Below are 24,985 nucleotides of genomic sequence, written 5' to 3'. Positions count from 1 at the left end.
AATTTAATATGCGCGCGGTGCAGTACTGTGGCGTAAAAAGCACATTCGGGAAACGTCTTTGGGCGCCATGTTTACTAATATCGTACCTTATGTACTATTTACGCTTGAATAAGACGCTCGTACATCCTGATCTTGACACTTTACGCTGCGTCATTTCTTCGCGGCGTAAATAAAATAAGGGCGCAAAAGCGCTGTGAAGCCCCGGAGTGGGTGAACAAAGGGAGATACACATGAACGGATCAATCAAGAAATTGATAGTGCCGCTGCTCGCGACCGCCGCCGCGCTCGCGATGGCCACGGGGATGGCGCAGGCTCAGCAGAAAAAGACCATTGCGCTGGTCACCAATGCCGCGGCCGATTTCTGGACCATCGCGGGCCGTGGGCTCGAGAAGGCTCAGAAGGAGCACCCGGAATACGACATCCAGTTGATCGTCACCAACGAGGCCACCGCGGCCGGCCAGCGGCGCGAGCTGGACGACCTGCTGGTGCGCGGCGTCGCCGGCATTTCCATCTCGGTGGATGATGCGCCGCACGCAACCGAAGAGCTCAACAAGGTTGCGGCCAAGACCGTGCTGATCACGACGGACAGCGACGCGCCGCAGAGCAATCGCCTTGCCTATATCGGCACCGACAACGTCGCGGCCGGACGCCAAGCAGGCGAGGAGATCAAGAAGGCGCTGCCGAACGGCGGCAAGATCGCGCTGTTCGTCGGCACGATGGATGCGGACAATGCCCGCGAGCGGGTGCAGGGTATCAAGGACGCGATCGCCGGCACCAAGGTCGAGCTGGTCGACGTGTTCACCGACCAGGTGGACTTCGCCAAGGCCAAGGCGAACATGGAGAACGTGCTCGTCAAATATCCCGACATCGCGCTGTTGTCCGGCCTTTGGAGCTACGAGACACCGCTGATCTACGACGCCGTCAAGGCGGCGGGCAAGGCCGGCAAGGTGAAGATCGTCGGCTTCGACGAGGACCAGCGCACGCTGCGGGGCGTTTCCGACGGCACGATCGAATCGACGGTGGTGCAGCAGCCCTACGAGTTCGGTTATCTCTCCGCCACCAACATCATCAAGACGCTGAACGGCGACAAGTCCTGGATCCCGGCGGGCGGCAAGCTGATCGTGCCGACCAAGGTAATCAGCAAGGCCAACGTCGCGGCATTCACCGCAGACATGAAGAACCTCCTCAAGAAGTGAGTATCAGGCGCCCGGCGGCACGTCCGCCGGGCGTCGTGCGGGAGGAAATGAATGGCGGAAATCCTGTTCGAACTCGCCGGGATCAGCAAATCCTATCCCGGTGTCATGGCCCTCGATGACGTCAGCCTGCGGGTGTACCGCGGCGAGGTGTTGGGCCTGATCGGCGAGAACGGCGCCGGCAAGTCGACGCTGATGCGCGTGCTCGGCGGCGTGATCGCGCCGAGCGAGGGTGTGATCCGCATCGGCGGTAACGACTACGCGCGGATAACGGTGAACGAGGCGACGCAGGCCGGCATCGCCTTCGTGCATCAGGAATTGAACCTGTTCGAGAATCTCGACGTCGCCGCGAACGTCTTCATCGGGCGCGAGAAGCTGATGGGCGGGCCGCTGAAACTGGTGGACAGCGCGCAGATGCGCGCCCGCGTGACGCCGCTGCTGGAGCGGCTGGGTGCGGATTTCGCGCCGGATACGCTGGTCGAAGACCTGTCCATCGCCGAGCGTCAGATGGTGGAGATCGCCAAGGCGCTCTCGATCGACGCCCGCGTGATCATCATGGACGAGCCGACCTCCAGCCTGACGATTTCGGAGACGGAACGGCTGCTCGAGGTGATTGCCGACCTGAAGGCACACGGCATCTCGGTGATCTATATCTCCCACCGGCTCGGCGAGATCATGACCTGCGCCGACCGCGTCGTGGTGCTGCGCGACGGCCGCACGGTGGGAGAGCTGGCGCGGAACGAGCTAAGCCATGCCGCGATGATCCGGCTGATGATCGGCCGCGACCTGAAAGCGCTGCATACTCCGCCGAAATACCCGCCGCAGCCGGGCGGCTGCGACATCGTCGGCGTCGTGACATCGGCTTTTCCCGACCGGCAGGTTGATCTTTCCGTGCGGCATGGCGAGATCCTGGGCCTGGCGGGGCTGGTAGGCGCCGGCCGCACCTCTCTTGCCCGCGCGGCCTTCGGGGTTGACCCGCTGCTGGGCGGCGAGATCAGGATCGACAACGCGCCGATCGCAATCGCATCGCCGCGCGACGCGATCAGCCAAGGCATCTATCTGGTGCCGGAGGATCGCAAGAAATCCGGGCTCGTGCTGGAGCTGCCGATTCGCGAGAACATGACGCTGGCGAGCCTGTTGGATCATGCGCGGATGTGGCTGGTCAGCGGCGCGGCCGAACGCAAGGTCGCGAAAGAGCAGGTCAGGCGCCTCTCCATCAAGGCGCCGAGCATCGACATGGAGGTGGTGACGCTCTCCGGCGGCAACCAGCAGAAGGTCGTGCTCGGCAAATGGCTGTCCATGCAGCCGCGCGTGATGTTCTTCGACGAGCCCACCCGCGGCATCGATGTCGGTGCCAAGAGCGAGATCTACGCGCTGATGCGCGACCTCGCCAACCATGGCGTCGCGATCGTGATGATCTCGTCGGACATGGAGGAAGTCATCGGCGTCTCCGACCGGGTGGCGGTGATGCATGAAGGCAGCGTCAGCGGCGTGCTCGAGCGGGAGCAGTTCAGCGAATACAACGTATTGCGACTGGCCATGGGCCAGGCGCTGGAAACCGCGGAAGCGGCCGCGCCATGATCAGGAAAGAGCTCGGTCTGGGATTGCTGCTGGTGGTGATCGCCGCCATCACGGGTGCGATCAATCCCGCCTTCCTGTCGCTGGTGAACCTCTTGAACATGGCCAATCTGATCGGCCTGTTCGGTGTGTTCGCGCTCGGCGAGGGGCTCGTGATCATCACCGGCGGCATCGACCTGTCGCTCGGCTCGATGTTTGCGCTGCTCGGCGTCGTGTTCGTCGACCTTCTGACGACCTACGACGTGCCGTGGCCTCTGGCGCTGGCGGCCGTGCTGCTGGGCGGGCTGGTGCTTGGCGGCATCCAGGGGTTCCTGATCACCCGGCTGAAGATGCAGCCCTTCATCGTGACGCTGTGTGGGTTGCTGATCTATCGCGGCGCCGCCCGCTACTACACGAGCGATTCGACCCGCGGCTTCGGTTATGGCGACGAGGCGGCGACACTGAGCAACATCGCCTCGGGCAATGTGGCGGGAATCCCGAACACCTTCATCCTGCTGATCGTCCTTGCGCTGATCCTCGCTGTGCTGCTGCACCGCTCGGTCTACGGGCGCTGGCTTTATGCCGTCGGCAAGAACGAGGAGGCGGCGCGCTTCTCGGGCATCAGCACAAACGTCGTGATCGCAACCGCCTATATCATCAGCGGCGGGCTCGCCGGAGTTTCAACAGTCTTGTTCGTGTTCTACACGAACTCGGTCTCGCCGAGCTCGTTCGGAAATTTCTACGAGCTCTACGCGATCGCGGCCGCCGTCCTGGGCGGGTGCAGCCTGCGCGGCGGCGAGGGGTCTATTCTCGGTATCGTGCTGGGCACGGCGCTGCTGCAGGTGTTGCAGAACCTCGTGAACATCCTGGGCATTCCCAACTCGCTGAACTTCGCGGTGATGGGCACGGTCATTCTGATCGGCGTGTTGGCGGATCAGCAATTGCAGGCACGACGGCGCCGCAAGCTGGCGCTGGCCGGCCTCGCCCGTGCGGCGCCGAAATCGACATTGGCCGAGCAAGTCCAAGGCGCGTCACCGCGCCCCGCGGATGCATTGCCGGCGAGAACGGGTGATCGGGCATGACAGATCCACGCTCCAGTTGACACAAGGCCGCCTGGTCGGCGGCCGCTGGGGGAGGGAGCGCGTTCCAGGCTCGAGGGCTTTGGGCAGGGGCGTGAGGCGAAACAAGCAAAGCCTGAGACGGCGGGAGGACGAGACAAATGTTGCGCAGGTTTATAAACACCGCAGGGGTGTGCGGTGTGGGGATTGCTTTCTCATCGCTGTTTTGCGGTGGAGTATATGCGGCCGATTTTTCGACGAAAGCTGCACCTGTTCCTTATGCGGCTGACGATTTCTGGACGAGACCGTATCTGTTCGGCGATCTCGGCAGGACCAGGCTGAAGGAGCAGGGCATCGATATCGGCCTGACGCTCGGTAACGAATCCGTCGGCAATCTCTCCGGTGGAAGCAGGAACACCGCAGCCAACGCCGGTCAGTTGTGGTTTGGCGCGAAGCTGGACATGGGGAAACTCGCCGGCATCCCCGGCGGCACCGTCGGTCTCACGCTGGTCGACCGCTTCGGCAAGAATCTGAATACCGAAGCGGACATTCCCGCCCTGCAGCTGACGAACGAAGTGTTCGGCCGCGGCAATATTCTGCGCCTGACGCAGCTCTACTACTCGCAGAAGCTTTTCGATGACCGCCTTGAACTCAAAGGCGGCCGTCTTCCGGTCGGCTCGGACTTCTTCTTCGGCCTGTGCGAGTTCATCAACCTGACCTTCTGCGGCGGCCAGCCCGGCAACATCCAGGGCGGCTACATCTACAATTGGCCGGTGAGCCAATGGGCCGGGGTCGTCCACTACAAGATCGCGCCGGAATTCACAGTGTCGGTCGGTGTCTACGACGCCAATCCGGGTTACCTGACGACGTCGGACCCAGGCGTCTACTTCTTGCCCGGCATTCCCGCCTCGAATCGCGCCAGTGGCGTGATGGTGCCGGTGGAATTGGTTTGGACGCCGAAGGGGCCCTTGACCGGGACCTGGAGACTTGGCGGCTGGTACGACAGCGCCTCGTCTATTGATGGCGGCCTTCCGGGTGTCATCAGCACCATCCCGGGCGTCGGTGGCGTGCCGGATCAAAATATCAGCGATCAACGCGGCCGCTTCGGCGTCTACGAGTCGATCCTGCAACGATTGACTGTTGACGGTCCCGGTGCGGTAGGCTGGTACACATTCCTCAACACGACCGTCGCCGATCACCGGACGTCGTACCAGGATTACCAGATCGCCCTGGGCTTCCGGCATACCGGAACGTTCTCCTGGCGTCCCCAGGACGAAGTCGGCTTCGCGGTGGGCACGACCCACGTGAACACGGCTGCCCTCAGTCCCAACGCCGGCGGCAACGAAGTGCCGCTCGAAGTCTGGTACGGATGGCAGGCGACCGGCTGGCTGAACCTCAAGTTCGACGCCCAGTATGTCATCAATCCCGGCGGGCGCGGCTATAACGGGGTGGGCGTGAAGACCGACAATGCCGTGGTTCTTGGCATGCGCACCGAGGTCCACTTCTGACGGGACGCTCACCCGTCTGATGCGAAAGGTGGGGCATGCCCGTCCCACCGGAGCGCACGCAACATGTGGCGGGGGGGGGCCGCGGGGCCGCCCCCCCCCGCCCGCGGGGGGGGCGCGGGGGGGGGGGGGGGGGGGGGGGGGTGGGTTGTTCCTGAGCCACGGATTTTGTCGGGGCCCCCCCCCCCACCCCGCCGGGCCCGCCCCCCCCCGCCGCCCGCGCGCCCCCCCCCCCCCCCCCCCCCCCCCGGCCGCGCGCGCCCCCCCCCCCCCCCCCCCCCCCCGGCCGCGACTTCGGTCATTCCGACGTTGCTGCGGCTAGGCGCGGGACTTGGTTATCACCTATCCCTCGTATTGATCCGGCCCCATCGCCCAAAGCGATTGATCGTGGCCGGATGCGTAATTGCGATTGTTCAGCGCCGGATTGCGATTGACCATCGGCCGCATGAACATCGGGTGGGTGGCGCTGCGAACCTCGTGCTCGACCGTGAACAGCGGCTTGCCGCTGTCGAGATCGACGATGTCGCAGAAGCGGTACTGGTACTGATTGTCCTCGCGCGAGATCAAATCGCGCGCCAGCAGCTTGCGATACGGGCCGGAGAAATCGGTGATGTACATCTGCACGTGGTGGCCGTCATAGTCGCCTTGCGGCTGATCGGTCTCGCGGAACAACAGATGCTGGTCGCGGCCGGTCTTCACGGCGGCAACCGTGCCGTCGCCGTTCCGCAACTCGGATGGCATGCCCATGATCTCGGGGTAGAAGGTGCAGATGCGCGCGGCGGATCCCACCGGCACGTCGAACTCGACATAGGGAATGCCGAGCGCGACGCGACCGAAGCGCGCGGCGTCGGGCTCGTAACAGCGTAGCCGGTTGCCCCACGGACAAATCGCTTCGACATGGTCGTTACGCTCGGCGAAGGCGAACGCCGTGCCCTCGAGCTTCTTCGCGACTGACGCCAATCGCGCCAGCAGCGCCTCGCGGCCTGCGATGACCAACCCGACATGACCGCGCAGCACTTGCGGCCGGCCGCTCGGCAAATGAAACTGGCTCCGTCCAGCGTTGATCCACATGTTGGTGTCGGACACCATCAGAAAGGGATCGCGGGTGAGCCCGAGGCCTGCGACATAGAACAGTGTGGCGAGGCGCTGGTCCGGGACCTGGATGTTGACGTGCTCGAAATGGATCGCGTTGCCGAGATCTTCTTTGGATCGATCGAATTGTTGCGGCATGGACGGGGCTCTGATTGGGGAGGGAGGTCCATACTAGAGCACAATTTCCGCCAGTCGAAATGATTCGCCGATCACATCTCGAGGGTGGGGCATGGCGTCCGTTGCCACCTTGCCGCAAATGCCAATCCCTGTAAGCTGACGAACAGCACAAAGGAAAGAGATCGATGGGAGGGGTTCTGGACGGCGTCCGGGTTCTCGATTTCGGGCGCTATATCGCGGGGCCCTATTGCGCGACCTTGCTGGCCGAATTCGGCGCCGAGGTCATTCGCGTGGAAAAGCGCGACGGCAGCGAGGATCGCTTCGTGGCGCCGGTCGGCGAAAATGGCGAAGGCGCGCTGTTCCTTCAGGTCAACCGCAACAAGAAGTGCCTCACGCTCGATCCGATGAAGCAGGAAGGGCAGGAGGTGATGCGCCGGCTGGTTGCGACCGCGGACGTGGTCGTCGCCAATCTGCCGCCGCAGACCTTGCGCGCGATGAAGCTCGATTACGACTCGCTGAAGGCGATCAAGCCGGACATCATCCTGACGACGGCAACCGCGTTCGGCGGACCGGGGCCATGGTCCGACCGCGTCGGCTTCGACGGCGTCGGGCAGGTCATGTCGGGCGCGGTGTACATGACGGGCGCCGGCGATCCGCCCTACCGGGCTGCGGTCAACTGGGTCGATTTCGGGACCGCGCTGCATTGCGCGTTCGGCACGCTCGCCGCGCTGATCGAGCGCGGCAAATCCGGGCGCGGGCAGATCGTCGAGGGCGCATTGCTCGCCACCGCCTTGTCCTTCACCAATGCCACGCTGATCGAGCAGGCCGTCATCAACGTCAATCGGGTGCCGACAGGCAATCTCGGCCAGACCGCGGCACCCGCCGACATCTATCGCACGAGGGACGGCTGGGTGCTGTGCCAGGTCACGGGGCATCCGCTGTTCAAGCGCTGGGCGAAACTGATGGGCGAGGAGGAGGTCTGGCTGAACGATCCGCGCTTTACCGACGACATCAGCCGCGGCAACAACGGCCCTGTCATCAGCGAGCGGATGGCGCGCTGGTGCGCCGAGCGCACCACGCAGGAGGCCGTCGACACCCTGGGCAAGGCCATGATTCCGACCGGCCCCGTGCTGAGCCCGCAGCAGGCGCTGGATCATCCGCACATCCGCGCCGCCGGATTCATGCAGGACGTCGACTATCCCGGCTTGCCGAAGCCCGCACCGGTGGCGCGCGCCGCCGTCCGCCTGTCGGAAACGCCCGGTGAAATCGCGACGCGCCCGCCCACGCTCGGCGAGCATACCGACCTTATCCTGAGCGAGCTCGGCTACGACAAGGCCGCGACCGCGGCGCTCCGGCAGGGCGGCATCGTCTAGCGGTGAACAACGGCGCCTGCACGGCGGCTTGCCGTCGTGATCGCCGCGCTTTGCCGCACGTTGAGCAATTGCTTCAACGCCTGTGCATCGGCCGGCGCCGCGCTCTTCTGGTCATTGTCGAAATAGACGTAGACGTCGCAGCCCTGCCGCTTCCAGGACGTGATGCGCCGCGCCCATTGCGCCAGCGTGGGTTTCGTATAGTGCCCGTGATAGCGCCCGCTTGGTCCGTGTCCGCGCACATAGACGAAATCCGCGGTGCGCTTCCACGGCGCCGGCGCGTCGTGATGGTCGGACAGGCACAGCGAAATGTTCTCGTCGGCCAGCATCCGCAAGATGCGCGGTTGATACCAGCTCGGATGACGGAATTCGAAACTGTAACGCCGCTTCCGCGACAGCAGCTTGAAGAAGCTGGCGAGGCGGTCCGCGTCGGCCTCGAATTGCGGCGGCAGCTGGAACAGGATCGGGCCGGCCTTGCCGCCGAGCCGTGAGATGCGATCCTCGAGCAGCTCGAGGCTGTTCACCGAGCGATCCGAGAGGCGCTTCCAATGCGTGATGAATTTCGAGGCCTTCCAGGCGAAGACGAAATCGCGGCCGGTCTGCGCCCGCCAACCCTCGACGGCCTCCGGCGTCGGGGTGCGGTAGAACACGCCGTTCAGCTCGGTGGTGTCGAACTGCCCGGCGTAGTAGCTCAGCTGCTGCTTCAGCGTCACGCCCTCGGGAAAGAACGGGCCTCGCCAGGAGGCGTAATGCCAGCCGGAAGTTCCGATCAGAACGCGCGCCATGTTTGACGTGTCCATCCGTTGCGATTTGCCGGATGGGAACGTCCGTGCGGCCGATACGTTGCTCGTGAGCTTGATCAACGCAGGACCGGAACCGATGTACGCGCTGTTCGAAGGAAATAAGCAGATCGGCGACCCCTTTCCCTCCGAGAAGGAAGTGTGGGAAGCCGCCTTGATCGAGGGGCTGGTGACCGACGTGCCGGTCGCGGACGAGGAGGGCGGCCGCCTTCTGCCCGCCGGCTATCACGTCGCGCAGGTCGAGGAGACGTTCGAGCCGAAGCCCGGCTGGAAGCTACCGCGCGAGATCTCGTGAGCGGGCGCGTGTTCGCAGGGCGGTGAGCTTACTACGCGCAGCCAGGCTTAGCCGGATGAATGCGCAAGACCCGGTGAGTTCGTTATCGCTTGAAGCACGGCAAGACGGTCGGGCCTCAAGATGATCCGCCGCGGCGGCTGATCGCCGACTTTCGAAATTGGTCCGTCGACGAAGTAAGTGGCGCACCTCGTTGAGGCCCGTTCAGCGAGGCATGACGGATTTGGATTTGCTCAGGTTCAGTTCTTCGATGCCGCTATCGCGATGTCGGGCCGAAACCCGAAAGCTCGTCGAGACCATCACATGGTTTGCATCGAGGTTGAAATGATACTTGGCAGATCTGACGGCATTTGGCTGAATGAGCCGAAACAATGGACCGAGGAGGGCAACAGCCTTGAAGTGGTCACTGACAATGCCACCGACTTCTGGCGCGAGACTCATTACGGCTTTATCCGCGACAACGGACATTTTCTCGGGTTTCTGGCCGGGGATGCCTTCACGGCCGAGTTGCGGGTGCGAGGTAATTTCCAAGCGCTCTACGATCAAGCCGGCATCATGGTGCGCGTAGACGCTAATCGCTGGCTTAAGGCCGGAATCGAATTTGCGGACGGACGGGCCATGCTTTCGAGCGTATTGACGGATGGGCGGTCGGACTGGGCAACAGCACCCTATGAGCACGACGCACGTGACTTCCGATTGCGGGTAACCGTTGCTCATGGCGTTCTTCGTGTGCAAGCTTCGAACGATGGCAAGGTTTGGCCTCTCATGAGGCTTGCGCCGTTTGCCAAGAAATCTTCCTATCTTGTTGGACCGATGGCTTGCACGCCGGAGCGGGCCGGGCTGGAAGTGGCTTTTTCGGAGTTTCGGATGACGGCGCCGCTCGGCAAGGACCTTCACGATCTAGAATGAGGCTGCTGGCGCGGCCGGAGGCAGCGCTGAAGTCTGAAGTCGCCCATCGCCGTCGGTTGGCGCATTGCAGCGGCAGGTGTGGAGTCGGGGTAGGGCAGAAGCCGTTGCCCGTTGCAGACCGCCGCCTTTGACCCGTCGGAAGCATGGCGGGCATCAAGTGCAGTATCATTCACGGATGCACAGTCTAGTTCGAAGCCAGCGCCGCCTTGGCGACTTCCGCCATCCAGCCCGATGCGACCGGCAGGATCGCGTCGTTGAAATCATAGCGCGGGCCGTGCAGCTCGGCGCCGTCGCGCAATTCGCCATTGCCGATCCAGACGAAGGCGCCGGGGCGCCGCGAGAGAAAGTGGGCGAAATCCTCGCCTGCCATGCTGGGCGCGAGGTCGCGCCGCAGCTCGGCCCGTACCTTGTCCGCGGCGAGGCGGGCGAGATCCGCCTCGGCCGGCGTGTTGATCACGACGCCGACGCCCATGACGATCTCGGGCGTCACCTTGACGCCGAAGCTCGTGGCAATCCCGGCGCAGATCTGTTCGATCCGCGCCACGACGGTGTCCTTCACCGCATCGCGATGGTAGCGCAGCGTGCCGCCGATCGAGACGCGTCCGGCGATTTGGTTGCGTGCCGTGCCGCCTTCGAGCGTACAGAGCGAGAGCACGGCGGTGTCGAGCGGATCGACGCTGCGCGAGACGATCGATTGCAGCGCCACGATCAAATGGCCGGCCGCCATCACCGGATCGCGCGTCAAATGCGGCATGCCGGCGTGACCGGCATGGCCATCGATGGTGATGGTGATGCGCCCGCCGGAGGCCATGACGACGCCGTCATGGACCGCGATGGTGCCGGCGGCAAGCCCCGGCCAGTTGTGAAAACCGAACACCCGCTCCATTGGAAAGCGCTCGAACAGCCCGGCCGCGACCATCGCACGCGAGCCGCCATAACCTTCCTCGGCCGGCTGGAAGATGAAATCAACCGTCCCGCTCCAGCTGGTGTCGGCGGCAAGCAGCGCGGCGGCGCCGAGCAGCGAAGCGGTATGTCCGTCATGGCCGCAGGCATGCATCACACCGGGATTTTGCGAAGCGTAAGCTAGCCCCGTATCTTCGGTGATCGGCAGCGCATCCATGTCGGCGCGCAGGCCGACGCGGCCCTGTGCAGCCCCTCGCGTGAGGGTCGCGACGATGCCGTGACCGCCAACGCCTGACACAAAGGGAATGCCAAGTTCGGTGAGCTTGTCTTGCACGAAAGCGGCGGTGGCTTTCTCCTGGAGGGACAGTTCGGGATGCGCATGCAAATGCCGGCGCCACGCCGTCAGTTTCTGGTGCAGCTCGGGGGTCAAGGCGGGAATCTCTCGGCTTGTGTGTCGGCATCGACACCATAGCCGAATAACCGCAGCTTGCATCAAGCGTCAGCGAATGCCTCGCGTGCAGCAACGCGTTAGTGATTGCCGGGGCAGATCGACTGCGCTCCACTTCACCTCTCCCGCTTGCGGGAGAGGCCGGGAGAGGGCTCGATCGTCATTGGGGATCTCACTGCGGAGACACCCTCTCCCCAACCCTCTCCCGCAAGCGGCAGAGGGGTCGCACTCGCGGCCGTGGCTCCGCGCTACGCCGACAGCTTCGCCAGCCCATCCCAGTCGAAGCTGATGCCGTGGCCGATACGGTCCGGCGCGAGCGCCAGCCCGTCCTGCAGCATCAGCGGATGCTCGATATATTTGTCGAGCCCAAAACCGTGCGCCTCCAGATACGACCGGTTCGGGCAGGCTGCGAGCAGGTGCACGGTGATGTCGTGCGCGCCGTGGCTGGTGACGGGCAGGTTGAACGCTTCCGCCAGCCGCGCGATCTTCATGAAGGCGGAGACGCCACCGCAATGACGTCAGGCTCGGGATAGGACACCGCGCCTGCGACGATGTAGTTCTTGAACTCCCACAGCGAACGCAAATTCTCGCCCGCCGCGATCGGCACGCCGCCGGCCTGCATGATGCGGGCGTGGCCCGCGACGTCGTCGGGAATGATCGGCTCCTCGAGCCAGGTGAGGTCGTAGGGTTGGAACGCGCGGGCGGCGCGGATCGCTTCCTCGACCGTCCATTTCATGTTGGCATCCACCATCAGCGGAAAGCCGTCGCCGAGATGCTGCCGCATCGCCGCGACCCGGGCGACATCTGATTTGAGATCGGGGCGGCCGGCCTTCATCTTGATGGCGCGAAAGCCCTTGGCGAGATTGCCGTCGGTCTGCTTGAGCAGAGCCTCGACCGAGAGATCGAGGTCGATGCCGCCGGCATAGCAGGGCACGCGCGCATCGAAGCCGCCGAGCAATCGATACAGCGGCAATTTCGCGCGCCGCGCCTTCAAATCCCACAGCGCGATGTCGAGCGCCGAGAGTGCCAGCACCGCCGGCCCGCCGCGCCCGCCATAATGCAGCGCCCACCAGACCTGATGCCAGATCGCTTCGGTATCATCGGCTTCGCGGCCCTCGACCAGCGGCGGGATTTCGCGCTTGAGGATGTCGGCGACGGCGCCGCCATTGCGCCCGACCGTGTAGGTGTAGCCGACGCCCTCGGCGCCATCGGCATCGCGGATGCGGCAGGTGATCAGCTCGAACGCGGCGATGTCGCCATGGGTCGAGTCGGAGAGCATGACGGGGAGGGGGATCCGGTAGAATCCGGTCTCGATGGTCGAAATGCGCGGCATGCAGCCTCCCTTATTTTTTTCTTGTAGGATGGGTAGAGCGCAGCGAAACCCATCATCGTCATCTTCGCAAGTAGCGATGGGTTTCGCTGCGCTCTACCCATCCTACGAAGTTAGCTCACCGCATCGTTGCGAGCTGCACGGCCAGCGCGCAGGCGCGATCGTATTCGTCGAGATTGATCCACTCGTCGATGGTGTGCGCCTCGTTCTGGCCGGCGCCGAAGGTCACGGTTGGAACGCCGTGGCGGACCATCCAGTTGGCATCGAGGCCGCCATTGGCGGTGCGCACGTTCGGGGTGCCGCCGATGGCGGACACGGCCTCGACCGCGCGTTTGACGACGGGAAGGTTGTCCTTCATGCGGAACGGGAAATAATCGGTCTCGGCCTTGAACTTGACCTTGCCGGACTTGCCTTGCGCATTGGTGACTCTCTTGGCGGCCTTCTCGAACGCGGCTTTGTAGGCTTTCGTGATCTCCTTGAAGAACTTTCCGTCGTGGCTGCGGCTTTCGCCGCGCACATGCACGTAGTCGGTGACGACATTGGTGGCGTCGCCCGCAGGCCGCCCCTCGCCGCCGGTGACGGGGCCGACATTGCTGGTGCCTTGCTGCTTGCGCTTGACCACCTTGCCGAACCAGCCGCCGGCCTTCACGTCGGCGAGCGCGAGGGCCATGATCATGGTCGATGAAATGCCGCGCTCCGGCGCGACGCCGGCATGCGAGGCGCGGCCGAAGATCTCGACGGTCCAGCGGTCGGCACCCACAGCGCCGATGACGACGTTGGAGGCCGAGCCGCCGTCATAGTTGAACGCCATCACCGGCGAGCCGAGCTCGTCGAGATTGACGTGGCGCGCGCCGTAGAGCCCGCTCTCCTCGCGCACGCAGAACAGCAACGTGATCGGCGGATGATCGAGCTGCTGCTTCTCGAGCTCGGCCGCCAGCGTCACCAGCACGCCGCAGCCGCAGCGATTGTCGCCGCCGAGTGCGGTCTTGGCCTCGTTGACGATCTTGCGACCCGACTTCTTCGGCCTGGCGCCGGCGCAGAGCGGTACGGTGTCCATGTGGGTCATGAACATGATGCGCGGCTGGTTGTGCAGCGCGCCGCGGCCGGGCAGATCGACGATGAGGTTGCCGGTCTCGGTCGGCACCGGAATGCGCGTATTGGCGTCATCGAGCCGGATCGCCTTCGCCGGTACGCCGCTTTCCTTCAGCGCAGCCGTGAGCTCACGCCCGATCGCCGCCTCCTGTCCGGTGACGCCCTCGACGGCGAGAAAGCGCATGAGGCGGTCGGTGGCGGCTTTGGTGTCGACAGGCATGAGATGTCCCTTTGATGCACGGTGCCTGCCAGCATCCCCTGCGGCAACTTGTTTCGCAAGGCGGCCTCAACGCATGAACTGTGGCGCCGCGTTGCTGTGCGCGCATGGTCCCAGAACCAACCGCTATTCCCGTCCGATCAGTCGTGCACGATGGCCGTCGCCTCTATTTCGACACGAGCCCGGGCGGGGGTTAAAGCGGCTACCTGAACGAGCGTGCTTGCCGGACGCGTCGCCCCGAATGTTTCGCGATGGGCGCGAGCGACTTGGTGTGTGTCCGCCATATCGAGAACGTAGACGACTGTTCTCACCACGTGCCGCAGCTCCGCTCCAGCATCTGCAAGCGCCTCGGCGACTATCGCGATTGCGCCCAGCATCTGTATGTACGCATCCCCTTCGAGTGCTGGAGGACGAGCCGTCGTTCCGGAGACGAAGACATGGTCCCCGACACGGACGGCACGCGCATAGCCGTAGCTGTCCTCAAAAGGATAGCCGGACATGACGCTTTTCCTGATCAAAACGATTTCCCACGTCTGCATCTACGACATCAGCACGCCTTCCGCACCGGATGTCTGCGAATTGACATCCTCCTGCCGGGACTTCGCCGGCTACATCTGCCGGGCCGCCCCGGAGACCCGGATGCTCGCGCCGGGTTCGGCGCTGATCTCGGCACGCAGCCGCGACGGCACGCCCATGTCCTCGCCCTGAACGATATCAATCGTGCCGCCATGAGGCCAGCCAAGGTCCCGCAGATATCCGGCGAGGGCCGCGGCCGCGGCGCCTGTCGCGGCATCCTCGTAGACCCCGCCGGCTGCGAATGGATTGCGGGCGTGGAACAGCGTGTCGGTCTCGGCATGGACGAGGCTGATGGTGACGAGGCCGGCTGCAGTCATCAACTGCCGCCCTTGCTCCAAGTCATAATGCATCGCGGCCAGCTTCTGCCGGCTCGCCAGGGCCAGGACGAGATGCAGGGCGCCGGCCTCGGCGATCGCGGGAGGTAGGCGCGGGTCGAGATCGGCAACGCTGTACGAAAACAGGCCCAGCGCGGCCGCGACCAGTGCGTCGGGCGCCTGCGCGCTGCGCGTGCGCGGCGATTGCAGCGCCGCCATCAGTGCGGACTGCTTCCGCCAGCCTGTCACCGTGATCGCTGTGTCGTTGAGCTGGAGCGCGAAGGTGCCTTCGCCATGGGCAAGGGCGAGCGCGGCCCCGAGCGCGATCGTTGCATGGCCGCAGAACGGCACCTCGATCTCGGGGGCGAAGTAGCGTACCCGCCAGCCATCCTGGTTTGGCGCGGCGAAGACCGTCTCCGAATACCCGACCTCCGCCGCGATCGCCAGCATCCGGTCGGCCGGAGGCAGCGCGTCGCAGAGTACGACCCCGGCAGGGTTGCCCCCGTTCTCTCCTTGCGAAAAAGCGGCGATCCGCTGCACGTCCATTCGTCCCTCCAGAAGACCAGGAACTCCGAGCCTACCGGTTTTGGACGGTCCGCGTATAGGCCAGAAAGATGAGCGTACCGAACAGAAGCATGGCTGCCATGAACAACAGCACCGCCGGCAGTCCCGCGAACGCGGCCACCGCGCCGGTGATCGACTGCATCAGCGCCGCGCCGAGGAAGAAGGCGAGATTGATCGCCGAGAGCGCCTTGCCTGCCACTTGCGCATCGACGAGCTGCCGCGACATGCCGAACAGCAGCGGCTGTGCCGAGGTCGCCAAGCCAATGAGCACGAACAGTACGAGGTCGTATTGCGGCGGCATCACGGGAAGGCCGAGCAGCATCGAGACGGCATAGTGCGGCGCCCCTAACGCCATCAGCGCTAGCAGCAATGCGCCGGCCAGGTGTGTTCCCGCCACCAGCGCGCGGCGGCGTCCGAGCCTGCGGTCGATCATGCCGACGAGAAGCGGACCTGCAATCATCGCCAGCGTGAACGCGCCGAGCTGGTTGCCGGCCTCGACCCGCGACAATCCCTTGACCTGCATCAGCCACGGCCCGCCCCACAGGCCGCGCAGCACCAGCGAGGTCGCAAGCGACACCAGCGCCAGCGCGATCAGGCCGCGCAAGGGGCGCGACAATCCGAGCCTGAGCACCTCGATCATCTGCGACAGCGGCGAGGATTCGTCCTTGTGCTCGGCCGGCTGGTTCGGCACCAGCAGGAACACCGCGAGCGCCACGGCGACGCCGCCGAGCGCCGAGATCCAGAACCCGGCGCGCCAGCCGTAGGTGTCGACCACGAAGGCGAGCGGGCTCGACGACAACAGCATGCCGATATTGCCGATCGAGAGGATCGCGCCCGACCAAAGCCCGAAGCGGGCGGCCGACAATTGCTTGGCCGCCAATGTCATCGGGCACATCAGCATGCCGGAGGTGGCAACGCCCAGCAGCACCTGACCGACCGCGAAGCTTTCGGGGCCCGTTGCGAATCCCGATGCGATGGCGCCGACCACGGTTCCCGCGAGCAGGCTCAGCGACACCGGCCGCACGCCAAAGCGGTCCATCGCCGCACCGACCGGGATCTGCGCGGCCGCAAACGCGAACGGGTAGACCGAGGTGAGGCTCGCCAGCGCCTGCGGTTCGATGCCGAAATCCGCCGCCATCAAATCGAGGCTGACCGCCGGAATGGTGCGCAGTAAGGTCGAGAGCATGTGCCCGCAGGCGAGCGCAAGCAGCGCAAAGATCAGCGCGCGGGTGGCTCCCGCGTCGTTGGTGGCGGCGGTGGTCATGGGCGTTGCGTCCCGAGAAGGTTTCGGGTGGGGTTACATGATTGACGGGTGCGTGCCAACATCGGGAACGCCATGGCCGCAATGTCATGGATGCACAAGGCAAGTGACATCATGTATCTCGGCATCGACCTCGGCACCTCTGCCGTCAAAACCGTTCTGGTCGACGACGCGCAGCGCGTGGTGGCGAGCCGCAGCCGGTCGCTGACGGTCTCTTCGCCGCGTTCCGGCCATTGCGAGCAGGACCCGGCGCAGTGGATCGAGGCCACATTTGCGACGCTGGACGCGCTGAAGGCAGATCACGCGCGCGAACTGGCCGCGGTCGAGGGCATCGGCCTGTCCGGCCAGATGCACGGCGCGACGCTGCTCGACGCCAGCCACACGCCGTTGCGGCCCTGCATTCTCTGGAATGACGGACGGTCGTTTGCGGAATGCGCTGAGCTGGAGCGGCGCTGGCCCGCCTTGCGAATGACGACAGGCAACAAGGCGATGCCGGGATTCACGGCGCCAAAATTGCTGTGGGTCGCGCGGCATGAACCGGAGATCTTCGCGGCGACAAAACTCGTGCTGCAACCAAAAGCCTATCTGCGCCTGGTGCTGACGGGCGAGGCGATCGAGGATGTCTCGGACGCCTCGGGTTCGCTGTGGCTCGATGTTGTCAGCCGCGATTGGTCGGATGAGGGGCTTGCCACGACCGCGCTGTCGCGCCGGCAGATGCCGCGTCTGGTCGAGGGCTGCGCGCCGGCGGCACGGCTGCGAGGCGAGTTGGCGCAGCGCTGGGGCATGACCGGGCGGCCGATGCTCGCCGGCGGGGCCGGCGACAATCCGGCGGGAGCCGTCGGCATCGGCGCCATCAATCCCGGCGCAGCCTTCATTTCGCTCGGAACCTCCGGCGCATTGCTGGTGCCCACCGAGACGATCGCGGCCAATCCGGAGCGGGTCGTGCACACGTTCTGTCACGCCGTCCCCGACAGGTGGATACAAGCCGGCGCGATCCTCTCGGCGGCCTCGTGCCTGGCCTGGATCGCGCGGCTGTTGGGGACTTCCGAGGCCGACCTGCTGGCGCCGCTCGGGTGCCGCCCGCGGGCGCCGTCGCAGGTCAGCTTCCTGCCGTACCTCTCCGGCGAACGCACCCCGCACGATGATCCGGATGTGCGCGGCATGCTCGACGGGCTCAGTCACGCCACCGATCGTGATGCGATCGTGCAAGCCGTGCTCGAAGGCGTCGCCTTCGCGCTGGCGGATTGCCGGGACGTCCTTGCCGAGACCGGATTGGCGATCGCGGAGGCGGATGTCATCGGCGGCGGCTCGCGGTCGCGGTTCTGGCTTGCAGTGCTGGCCAATGTCCTGAACGTGCCGGTGCACCGCTTTGCCGACGGCGAGACGGGCGCGGCGTTTGGTGCGGCGCGGCTTGGCCGCCTCGCCGTCACCGGGGAGGCGATTGATGCCGTCTGCACTGCACCACGGCGCGTCGAGACCTTCGAGCCTGAGCCCGCGCTTGCGCAGGCCTATGCCGAGCGGCTTCCGCAATGGCGCCGCCTGTACCGGCCGCGGCGCTGATCGCGATACGCGATGATGTGGCGAAGAAAAGGCATCACGCGCGGGATCGGTTCCGTCTGCAAAAGATAAAAGCAGCGCCGGACCGTTCGTCGGCATGCGTGAGGTATTGCCCTGCGCCACAACCTTTTGTTTAATGCTTGCACCCGCGCCAGGGACCAACGAGACGCGGGTGAGATTGCGATGCCGCCGTCGGCGCATCGGGGAGGTGTGATGAGCGAGCCCATCCTCGAGATGCGCCGGGTCTCTAAATCGTTCTTCAGCATCAAGGCGCTGCGCGACGTCGACCTCACCGTCTACGCGGGCGAGATCCACGCTTTGATGGGCGAGAACGGCGCCGGCAAATCCACCCTGATGAAGATCCTGTCGGGCGCCTACCGGCCGGACCCGGGCAGCGAAATCCGCATCGACGGCCAGCCCGTGCAGATCAGCGGTCCGCTCGGCGGCCGCGCGGCCGGCATCGCGATCATCTATCAGGAACTCTCGCTCGCCCCCAATCTGAGCGTCGCGGAGAACATCTATCTCGGTCGCGAGGTCTCCCGCGGCGGCTTGCTGGCGCGCGAGGCGATGCAGGCCGGCGTCGGTCCGATCCTGGCGCGGCTCGGCGCGGATTTCACGCCGCAGACGCAGGTCGCCAATCTCTCGATGGGCCAGCGCCAACTGGTCGAGATCGCGCGCGCGCTGCACGCCCGCTCCAGGATCCTGATCATGGACGAGCCGACCACCGCGCTGTCAGCCGGTGAGAGCGAAAGGTTGTTCGCGCTGATCCGCCAGCTGCGTGCCGAAGGGCTCGCCATCATCTACATCTCGCATCGCATGGATGAGGTCTATGCGCTCGGCGACCGCGTCACGGTGCTGCGTGACGGCACGCTGGTCGGTTCGCTCGACAAGGGCGACATCCGCGCCGACACCATCGTCCGGATGATGGTGGGTCGCGACGTCTCCTCCTTCTACAAGAAGGAGCATGATCCCAGGAATGATGCGCGGTCGGGAGCTCCCGTGCTCGCGGCCGTCGACATCGCCGACGGCAGGCGCGTCAAGGGATGTTCGCTGACGGTGCATGCGGGCGAGGTCGTCGGCCTTGCCGGCCTGGTCGGCGCCGGCCGCACCGAGCTTGCGCACCTCATCATCGGCGCCGCGCCGATGATCTCCGGTCATGTCGAGATCGAGGGGCGCACGGTCTCGATCCGCACGCCCGGTGAGGCGCTGGATGCCGGCATTGCCTATCTCACCGAGGACAGGAAGGCGCTCGGCCTGTTCCTCGACATGTCCTGCCTCGACAACATCAATCTCGCGGTGCTCGGCCGGGATGCGAAATTCGGCGGCATCCTCGACCGCGACAAGGCCCGCGACCGCGCCAAACGCGCGTTTGCGGGGCTCGGCATCCGTGCTGCGAATGTCGCTGTTCCCGCCGGCGGGCTCTCCGGCGGCAACCAGCAGAAAGTGCTGCTGTCGCGGCTGCTCGCGATCGGCCCGAAAATCCTGATCCTCGACGAGCCGACGCGCGGCGTCGACGTCGGCGCCAAGTCCGAGATCTATTCGATCATCGACAATCTCGCGAAGTCGGGCACCGCGGTTCTCGTCATCTCGTCCGACCTGCCCGAGATCATCGGCATCTGCGACCGCGTCATCGTGATGCGCGCGGGACATATCGCCGGGCAGATCCGGCGCAACGCGACATCGCCGCTCAGCCAGGAGGACATCATGGCCCTCGCCACCGGAACGGAGCAGCTCGATGCCTGAGAACGGCGCTTCCTCCAGCACCGCCCCCGCCAAAGCCGTCCCCGTCGCGCCCGGTCTTGCCGCCGCGCAGGAGACGAAGCGGCAGCGGACGCGGATGATCATTCGCGCGGTCGGCATGCTGCCGGTGCTGCTGCTGCTGTGCATCGGTTTTCACGTGCTGTCGGACGGCCGCTTCTTCACCGGCCAGAACATCGGCATCGTGGTGCAGCAGTCCGCGGTCAATACCGTACTGGCCGCAGGCATGACCTTCGTCATCCTCACCGGCGGCATCGACCTGTCGGTCGGCTCCATCCTGGCGGCGTCGGCGATGGCCGGGCTGATCATCTCCAAATTCCCCGATCTCGGGGTGCTGTGGTTGCCGGCCGCGGTGCTCACCGGCGCCGTCTTCGGCATTCTCAATGGCGGCTTGATTGCGCTGTTGCGCCTGCCGCCCTTCATCGTCACGCTGGGGTCGTTGACCGCCGTGCGCGGCGCGGCGCGGCTGCTCGGCGCCGACACCACGGTGTTCAATCCGTCGATCCCCTATGCTTTCATCGGCAACGGCGCCTTGACCCTCATTCCCGGCGTATTGTCGATTCCCTGGCTCTGGGTGATCGCGTTGCTGGTCATCCTGGTGTCGTGGCTGGTGCTCAAGCGCACCGTGCTCGGCGTCCACATCTACGCGGTCGGCGGCAACGAGAGCGCGGCGCGACTCGCCGGCATCAAGGTCTGGGCCGTGCTGATCTTCGTCTATGGCGTGTCCGGCCTGCTCGCGGGCCTCGGCGGCGCGATGCAGGCGGCGCGGCTCTACGCCGCCAATGGCCTGCAGCTCGGCCAGTCCTACGAGCTCGACGCCATCACCGCCGTGATCCTGGGCGGCACCTCCTTCGTCGGCGGCATCGGCTCGATCTGGGGAACGCTGGTCGGCGCGCTGATCATTGCTGTGTTGTCGAACGGCCTGATCCTGATCGGCGTATCCGACGTCTGGCAATACGTGATCAAGGGCCTGGTGATCATCGGCGCGGTCGCGCTGGACCGCTATCGGCTGCAGGGCTCGGCCCGCACGTGAGCGCGGAAAAAATGCCGTGGGCGCTGCAGCGTCATGTTCATTTCGTCACGGCAACTGGTCGCCGTGCCGGAGCTTCAAACAGACCAGGGAGGAAGCCAATGTTGAAGTCGATCTCGTTTGCCGGCGCCGCGATGGCGCTCGTCCTGAGCTCCGCGCCGTCTTTCGCGAAGGAGCTCAAGTCGATCGGCGTTTCCTTGGGCTCGCTCGGCAATCCGTTCTTCGTCGCATTGTCGAAGGGCGCCGAATTCGAGGCCAAGAAGACCAACCCCAACGTGAAGATCACCACCGTCGGCTTCGAATATGACCTCGGCAAGCAGGTCACCCAGATCGACAATTTCATCGCCGCCGGCGTCGACCTGATCCTGCTCAACCCCGGCGATCCCAAGGCGGTCGGCCCGGCGATCAAGAAGGCGCAGGCCGCCGGCATCGTCGTCGTTGCCGTCGACACCGCGGCCGAAGGCGCCGACGCCACGGTGACCACCAACAACGTCCAGGCCGGCGAGATCTCCTGCCAGTACATCGTCGACAAGCTGGGAGGCAAAGGCGACGTCATCATCGAGAACGGCCCGCAGGTCTCCGCGGTGATCGACCGCGTCGTCGGCTGCAAGAACGTGCTCGGCAAGAACCCCGGCATCAAGGTCCTGTCCAACGACCAGGACGGCAAGGGCTCGCGCGAAGGCGGCCTCACGGTGGCGCAGGGCTATCTGACCCGCTTCGCCAAGATCGACGCCATCTTCGCCATCAACGATCCGCAGGCGATCGGCACCGACCTTGCCGCGCGCCAGCAGCAGCGCACCGGCATCATCATCACCGCGGTCGACGGCGCACCGGACATCGAAGCAGCCCTCAAGGATCCGCAGGCGGCGCAGATCCAGGCCTCCGCCTCGCAGGACCCGTTCTTCATGGCCCGCCGCGCCGTGCAGGTCGGCGTCAACATCCTCAACGGCCAGAAGCCGGCGTCCACGGTCGAGCTGCTGCCGTCGAAACTCGTGACGCGCGACAATGTCGGCGAGTACAAGGGCTGGACCTCGGACCGGTCGCAGTAGCGGGCGCGAGACGGCCGGCGCCGGATGTGGCGCTGGCCGGCTTGCGTGGCGTGGTGCTAGCTCGGCATGCAGCGTTTGACCGGGGCTGGGTCGACCGCGCTCTCGTTAGGCTCATGATCTTGAGGTCGCAGGTTCAAATCCTGTCCCTAATCATACCCGCAGACTCAACCACCCGACGTCCGCTTTTCGACACGAAGCGGGCCCCTGGCTTTCAATGCACCAGTTCAGCTTGTGATCCAAAGCGGACACCGGGGTCTATACTGCGCTGCTATAGATTCCGACGCAGGAAGTATCCAATCTCACCCTCGATACGTCGATGGACCGATGCACGGTCGACGCGGGGAGCATCCTTGCAGGCCGCAGGCGCCTCAGCTTCCACCGCGGGAGGGCATGGACCGAAGAATATGAAATGGCCGCCCGGTACGGTCTCCTGTCGAGGCGGATGGGGCAATGCCGCCGCGAGAGCGATGATATTGCCCTCAGCTTTGAGAGCGCTGCTTTCCGCGCGATAGAGGAGCGTCGGCATGTCGACCGATGTTAACCCGTCCCGACCGAACAAGGAACCAAACGGTTCCAACAGGACGAGAGTTTTCACGGCGAGCGCATCCGCCGATCTCTTGCCGACCGCGTTGGCCAAGGAGCCATCGGTCGGCACGCCGTCGCAGGCCATCGGATCGTCTGTCCGGTCTCGGCAATAGGCCGCTAGGTGAGCTAGGCTAGGAGCCCCGCCCGCGACGATCAGCGCGACGGCTCCGCCGTAAGAAAATCCCATCATGCCAAGACGATTAGGATCGGCATGCGTCGCGAAGCGTGGATCGGCCAACATAGCATCAAGAGCCTTGTGGATCTGACGTGGTCGATCTTCGAGAGCTTCGCGAGGGCGCTTGGATCCAGGATGAAACGGCGCGATCACCACAAAACCTTCGCGCGCCAAGGACGTGAGAAGAGCGGCATAAGGGAACGGACTGCCCCCCGCTTTGATCGTTCCCCCACCACCATGCGAGAAGAGGATAACTGGAGAGCGCGTCCCGGAAGCGATCTGCGCATCGCGACTGGCAGTGATTGTGAATGGCCCATCCTGAAAGGAGACTTCGGCCGCGTCTGTCGGATACGCAACCAATGCATCGAACGGGACGGCGTCCTGCACGGTGATGCGCGTGATGCCAGCGCGAAAGCGCTGCGGATCCGCTTGGGCGGATGTGCCCGCGACCAGTAGTGCGAGCACGAGAAACAGGGCACGCATGTGCACAGCAACACAGCCGGCTATCCGATCAAGACCCAGCGATCGGACGACCGAAGGGTCGCCTACCGGGCCAGGCCGGCCTAAAACGCATTGCACCATTGCTGCCCCATCGTTGCGTCAGATGTATTCAGCCAAGCGTAGGTATTTTGTCAGAATCGCGGACGAGTTGATAGCCGGTGGCCTGTAATGTCGCCTTCTGGCCCATAGCTGACCTGTCCCGCGCAGCCGGTCCATGACCGTTTGTGACCCTTAGCCGACCTCGCGCCGCTTTGGCTCAGGTGCGGACATCAAGTTGCACCAGAATTGCGATCGGACAATTCCACCGGCTTGCTCAGCGACATCGTGTGTTGGTGGGGTGCGCCGCCGCGTCAATGCGTTACCACGATGAAATCCGTGTCTTTTCCCGTCTCCTGGCTAATTCCGTTGTCGGAAACAATCAACGAAGAGGCCGGCGTCAGGAGTTCAGAGATCTTCTCAACCGTATCCTGGGGCATTTCGATGCGGTTGAGCGCCGCGTTGGCTTTGTCGGGTAACGGTTCCGGCGCGGTTTGCTTCGCGGGCGCTTCTCGCCGTTTCGTGGCAGCTTCGGACATACGGGGCAATTCCTCTGGAATCGACACGACGCTCCAGCGAATAGCCGTTCCCTCGTTCTGGAATTCCATTGCGGTAAACACGTGCGTTCCCAGCGGCTCCTCCGGATTTTCGATCTTGACCGGGACATCAAACAACGGCGTGAAGCCCTGACGCACGAACAGCTTGCTCAACTTACGACTGACGAAGATGGAGATCGGGACGATCTTTTTAGGCACGCTTGCAGCGGGAGCCGAGCCCGGCTCCTGGAGACTGGCGGCTTCTGGAGTCTCGGCGCTTGACACCAGTGATCCCTGCGTTGCCGCGGCTGCACCGATGCTCTTGGTTGCGACGGTGGCACTCTGGAATTCGGACGAACCGGACGCGGCTTTCGGTTGAAAAAGATGCGGATTGGTTATCTCGACCGGCTGGACATCACCATGCGCAATGATCACGCGCGTGCCGCGCTTCGTGAGATGCCAGAGTCGAACGGCAAAATCATTTTTCAAACGGATGCAGCCGTGTGACGCTGGATGCCCGGGCACGACACCGGCGTGCAACGCTATCCCTGACCAGGTGATGCGTTGCATGTAGGGCATGGGGGCGGCGCTATAAATATTTGAACGGTGCCATCGTTCTTTGCTGATGACGCTGAACACGCCGAGGGGAGTCGGATGCCCCTCCATTCCCGTGGACACCGAAGAGCGTGCAATCAGGGCCCCGTTGTCAAAAAGCGAGACCCGTTGGTCTGCGAGCGAGATGATGATCTGGAGCGGGCCCTTCGGAAGGGGCTCGGGCCGAACGCTCTTGGCCGTTTCAGAGTTTGTCTGCCGGTGGTGGTGCTTGTCTTTGTACGGAGCGTATGGGCTTCGCCAGAACGTGTGTTGGGGTCCAAACAGAAATTGAGCGTGTGCGATCCCCGCAGGGAGCATGAAAATGGCGAGTACAGCGGTTGTTATCGCGCGCTGCATTGCTGGTAATTCCTTAACGAGCATCGCCCGGTCCCGTAGGCGCGATTCCATCGTTTCGAGACGATGCGCGAAGCCGAAGCCTGATGCGTCATCCTGACAGCGCACCAAGCCTCTCCTCCAAATCTGGTCGCAGTGGGTCGAAAATTGGACCGTACTCACAATTACCGTGGGAGTTGCCGCTGAGACGGGCGCGATTGCTTGTGATCGAC

General features: G+C 64.6%; 20 protein-coding genes and 1 pseudogene. 11 read left to right on the top strand and 10 right to left on the bottom strand.

The window, feature by feature from the left end; genetic code table 11:
* The first annotated feature begins 230 nt into the window (after positions 1–230).
* The 4 genes from AC0L3K_RS15550 to AC0L3K_RS15535 all read left to right on the top strand — a co-directional run bounded on the left by AC0L3K_RS15550 (position 231) and on the right by AC0L3K_RS15535 (position 5,316).
* Positions 231–1,196, top strand: coding sequence for a sugar-binding protein (locus AC0L3K_RS15550; protein WP_007594182.1), 966 nt, complete (start codon positions 231–233; stop codon positions 1,194–1,196).
* A 51-nt stretch (positions 1,197–1,247) separates the two neighbouring features.
* On the top strand, positions 1,248–2,774 hold the full coding sequence (locus AC0L3K_RS15545; RefSeq protein ID WP_354127304.1) for a sugar ABC transporter ATP-binding protein: 1,527 nt from the start codon (positions 1,248–1,250) through the stop codon (positions 2,772–2,774).
* The gene (locus tag AC0L3K_RS15540) at positions 2,771–3,832 is read left to right on the top strand and encodes an ABC transporter permease (protein ID WP_007594180.1); all 1,062 of its coding nucleotides are present in this window, start codon (positions 2,771–2,773) and stop codon (positions 3,830–3,832) included. Before AC0L3K_RS15545 ends, AC0L3K_RS15540 begins: the two co-directional genes overlap by 4 nt.
* A 137-nt stretch (positions 3,833–3,969) precedes the next feature.
* Entirely contained in the window at positions 3,970–5,316 is a 1,347-nt protein-coding gene (locus tag AC0L3K_RS15535) for a carbohydrate porin (protein ID WP_219685144.1), read from the top strand.
* Positions 5,317–5,655: 339 nt separating this feature from the next.
* Here the strand turns inward: AC0L3K_RS15535 and AC0L3K_RS15530 are convergent, their stop codons facing one another.
* Positions 5,656–6,543, bottom strand: a complete 888-nt coding sequence (locus AC0L3K_RS15530; RefSeq protein WP_007594178.1) for a VOC family protein — start codon at positions 6,541–6,543, stop codon at positions 5,656–5,658.
* A 164-nt stretch (positions 6,544–6,707) separates the two neighbouring features.
* Here AC0L3K_RS15530 and AC0L3K_RS15525 point away from each other — a divergent pair, with 164 nt between their 5' ends.
* Entirely contained in the window at positions 6,708–7,895 is a 1,188-nt protein-coding gene (locus AC0L3K_RS15525; RefSeq protein WP_473366306.1) for a CaiB/BaiF CoA transferase family protein, read from the top strand.
* Here AC0L3K_RS15525 and AC0L3K_RS15520 read toward each other — a convergent pair.
* Positions 7,892–8,677: a DUF72 domain-containing protein gene (locus AC0L3K_RS15520; protein ID WP_354127302.1), complete on the bottom strand. Its 786-nt coding sequence runs from the start codon at positions 8,675–8,677 to the stop codon at positions 7,892–7,894. The genes AC0L3K_RS15525 and AC0L3K_RS15520 overlap by 4 nt on opposite strands.
* On the opposite strand from AC0L3K_RS15520, the gene AC0L3K_RS15515 reads away from it, so the two are divergent.
* Together AC0L3K_RS15515 and AC0L3K_RS15510 are read left to right on the top strand one after the other, a co-directional pair.
* The gene (locus tag AC0L3K_RS15515) at positions 8,676–8,987 is read left to right on the top strand and encodes a hypothetical protein (RefSeq protein ID WP_231171106.1); all 312 of its coding nucleotides are present in this window, start codon (positions 8,676–8,678) and stop codon (positions 8,985–8,987) included. The genes AC0L3K_RS15520 and AC0L3K_RS15515 overlap by 2 nt on opposite strands.
* 321 nt (positions 8,988–9,308) lie before the next feature.
* Positions 9,309–9,893, top strand: a complete 585-nt coding sequence (locus AC0L3K_RS15510) for a DUF1349 domain-containing protein (protein ID WP_473254362.1) — start codon at positions 9,309–9,311, stop codon at positions 9,891–9,893.
* A 184-nt stretch (positions 9,894–10,077) separates the two neighbouring features.
* Here AC0L3K_RS15510 and AC0L3K_RS15505 read toward each other — a convergent pair whose 3' ends face one another.
* The 6 genes and pseudogenes from AC0L3K_RS15505 to AC0L3K_RS15480 all read right to left on the bottom strand — a co-directional run bounded on the left by AC0L3K_RS15505 (position 10,078) and on the right by AC0L3K_RS15480 (position 16,601).
* Positions 10,078–11,226 (bottom strand): amidohydrolase, encoded by a 1,149-nt coding sequence (locus AC0L3K_RS15505; protein ID WP_219685140.1) that lies wholly within the window; start codon positions 11,224–11,226, stop codon positions 10,078–10,080.
* Between the two features lie 266 nt (positions 11,227–11,492).
* A pseudogene (locus AC0L3K_RS15500) lies at positions 11,493–12,577 on the bottom strand (mandelate racemase/muconate lactonizing enzyme family protein).
* 115 nt (positions 12,578–12,692) lie between these two features.
* The gene (locus AC0L3K_RS15495) at positions 12,693–13,886 is read right to left on the bottom strand and encodes a M20/M25/M40 family metallo-hydrolase (RefSeq protein ID WP_007594165.1); all 1,194 of its coding nucleotides are present in this window, start codon (positions 13,884–13,886) and stop codon (positions 12,693–12,695) included.
* A gap of 137 nt (positions 13,887–14,023) precedes the next feature.
* Entirely contained in the window at positions 14,024–14,383 is a 360-nt protein-coding gene (locus AC0L3K_RS15490) for a Rid family hydrolase (RefSeq protein WP_246649460.1), read from the bottom strand.
* A gap of 108 nt (positions 14,384–14,491) precedes the next feature.
* Complete coding sequence (locus tag AC0L3K_RS15485; RefSeq protein ID WP_473254313.1) at positions 14,492–15,319, bottom strand: PhzF family phenazine biosynthesis protein; 828 nt, start codon at positions 15,317–15,319, stop codon at positions 14,492–14,494.
* Positions 15,320–15,350: 31 nt separating this feature from the next.
* Positions 15,351–16,601, bottom strand: coding sequence for an MFS transporter (locus AC0L3K_RS15480; RefSeq protein WP_473366305.1), 1,251 nt, complete (start codon positions 16,599–16,601; stop codon positions 15,351–15,353).
* A gap of 111 nt (positions 16,602–16,712) precedes the next feature.
* Here AC0L3K_RS15480 and xylB point away from each other — a divergent pair, with 111 nt between their 5' ends.
* The 4 genes from xylB (at position 16,713) to AC0L3K_RS15460 (ending at position 21,992) form a co-directional block, all read left to right on the top strand.
* The gene (xylB, locus tag AC0L3K_RS15475) at positions 16,713–18,158 is read left to right on the top strand and encodes a xylulokinase (RefSeq protein ID WP_473366351.1); all 1,446 of its coding nucleotides are present in this window, start codon (positions 16,713–16,715) and stop codon (positions 18,156–18,158) included.
* 210 nt (positions 18,159–18,368) lie between these two features.
* Complete coding sequence (locus tag AC0L3K_RS15470; RefSeq protein WP_219685135.1) at positions 18,369–19,898, top strand: sugar ABC transporter ATP-binding protein; 1,530 nt, start codon at positions 18,369–18,371, stop codon at positions 19,896–19,898.
* The gene (locus AC0L3K_RS15465; protein WP_354127295.1) at positions 19,891–20,946 is read left to right on the top strand and encodes an ABC transporter permease subunit; all 1,056 of its coding nucleotides are present in this window, start codon (positions 19,891–19,893) and stop codon (positions 20,944–20,946) included. The genes AC0L3K_RS15470 and AC0L3K_RS15465 overlap by 8 nt, the downstream gene beginning before the upstream one ends.
* Positions 20,947–21,044: 98 nt before the next feature.
* Positions 21,045–21,992 (top strand): ABC transporter substrate-binding protein, encoded by a 948-nt coding sequence (locus tag AC0L3K_RS15460; protein WP_473254312.1) that lies wholly within the window; start codon positions 21,045–21,047, stop codon positions 21,990–21,992.
* A gap of 268 nt (positions 21,993–22,260) precedes the next feature.
* On the opposite strand, the gene AC0L3K_RS15455 is transcribed toward AC0L3K_RS15460, so the two are convergent.
* A complete protein-coding gene (locus AC0L3K_RS15455; protein ID WP_219685132.1) occupies positions 22,261–23,235 on the bottom strand; it encodes an alpha/beta hydrolase family protein in 975 nt (324 codons plus the stop codon).
* A 368-nt stretch (positions 23,236–23,603) separates the two neighbouring features.
* Positions 23,604–24,881, bottom strand: a complete 1,278-nt coding sequence (locus tag AC0L3K_RS15450) for a L,D-transpeptidase (RefSeq protein ID WP_245286082.1) — start codon at positions 24,879–24,881, stop codon at positions 23,604–23,606.
* Positions 24,882–24,985: the final 104 nt, after the last annotated feature.

The sequence above is a fragment of the Bradyrhizobium sp. MI1.10 genome, from assembly GCF_055811035.1.
Note: the sequence above shows the minus strand (reverse complement) of the source record. Positions and strands in the feature narration are given on the sequence as shown.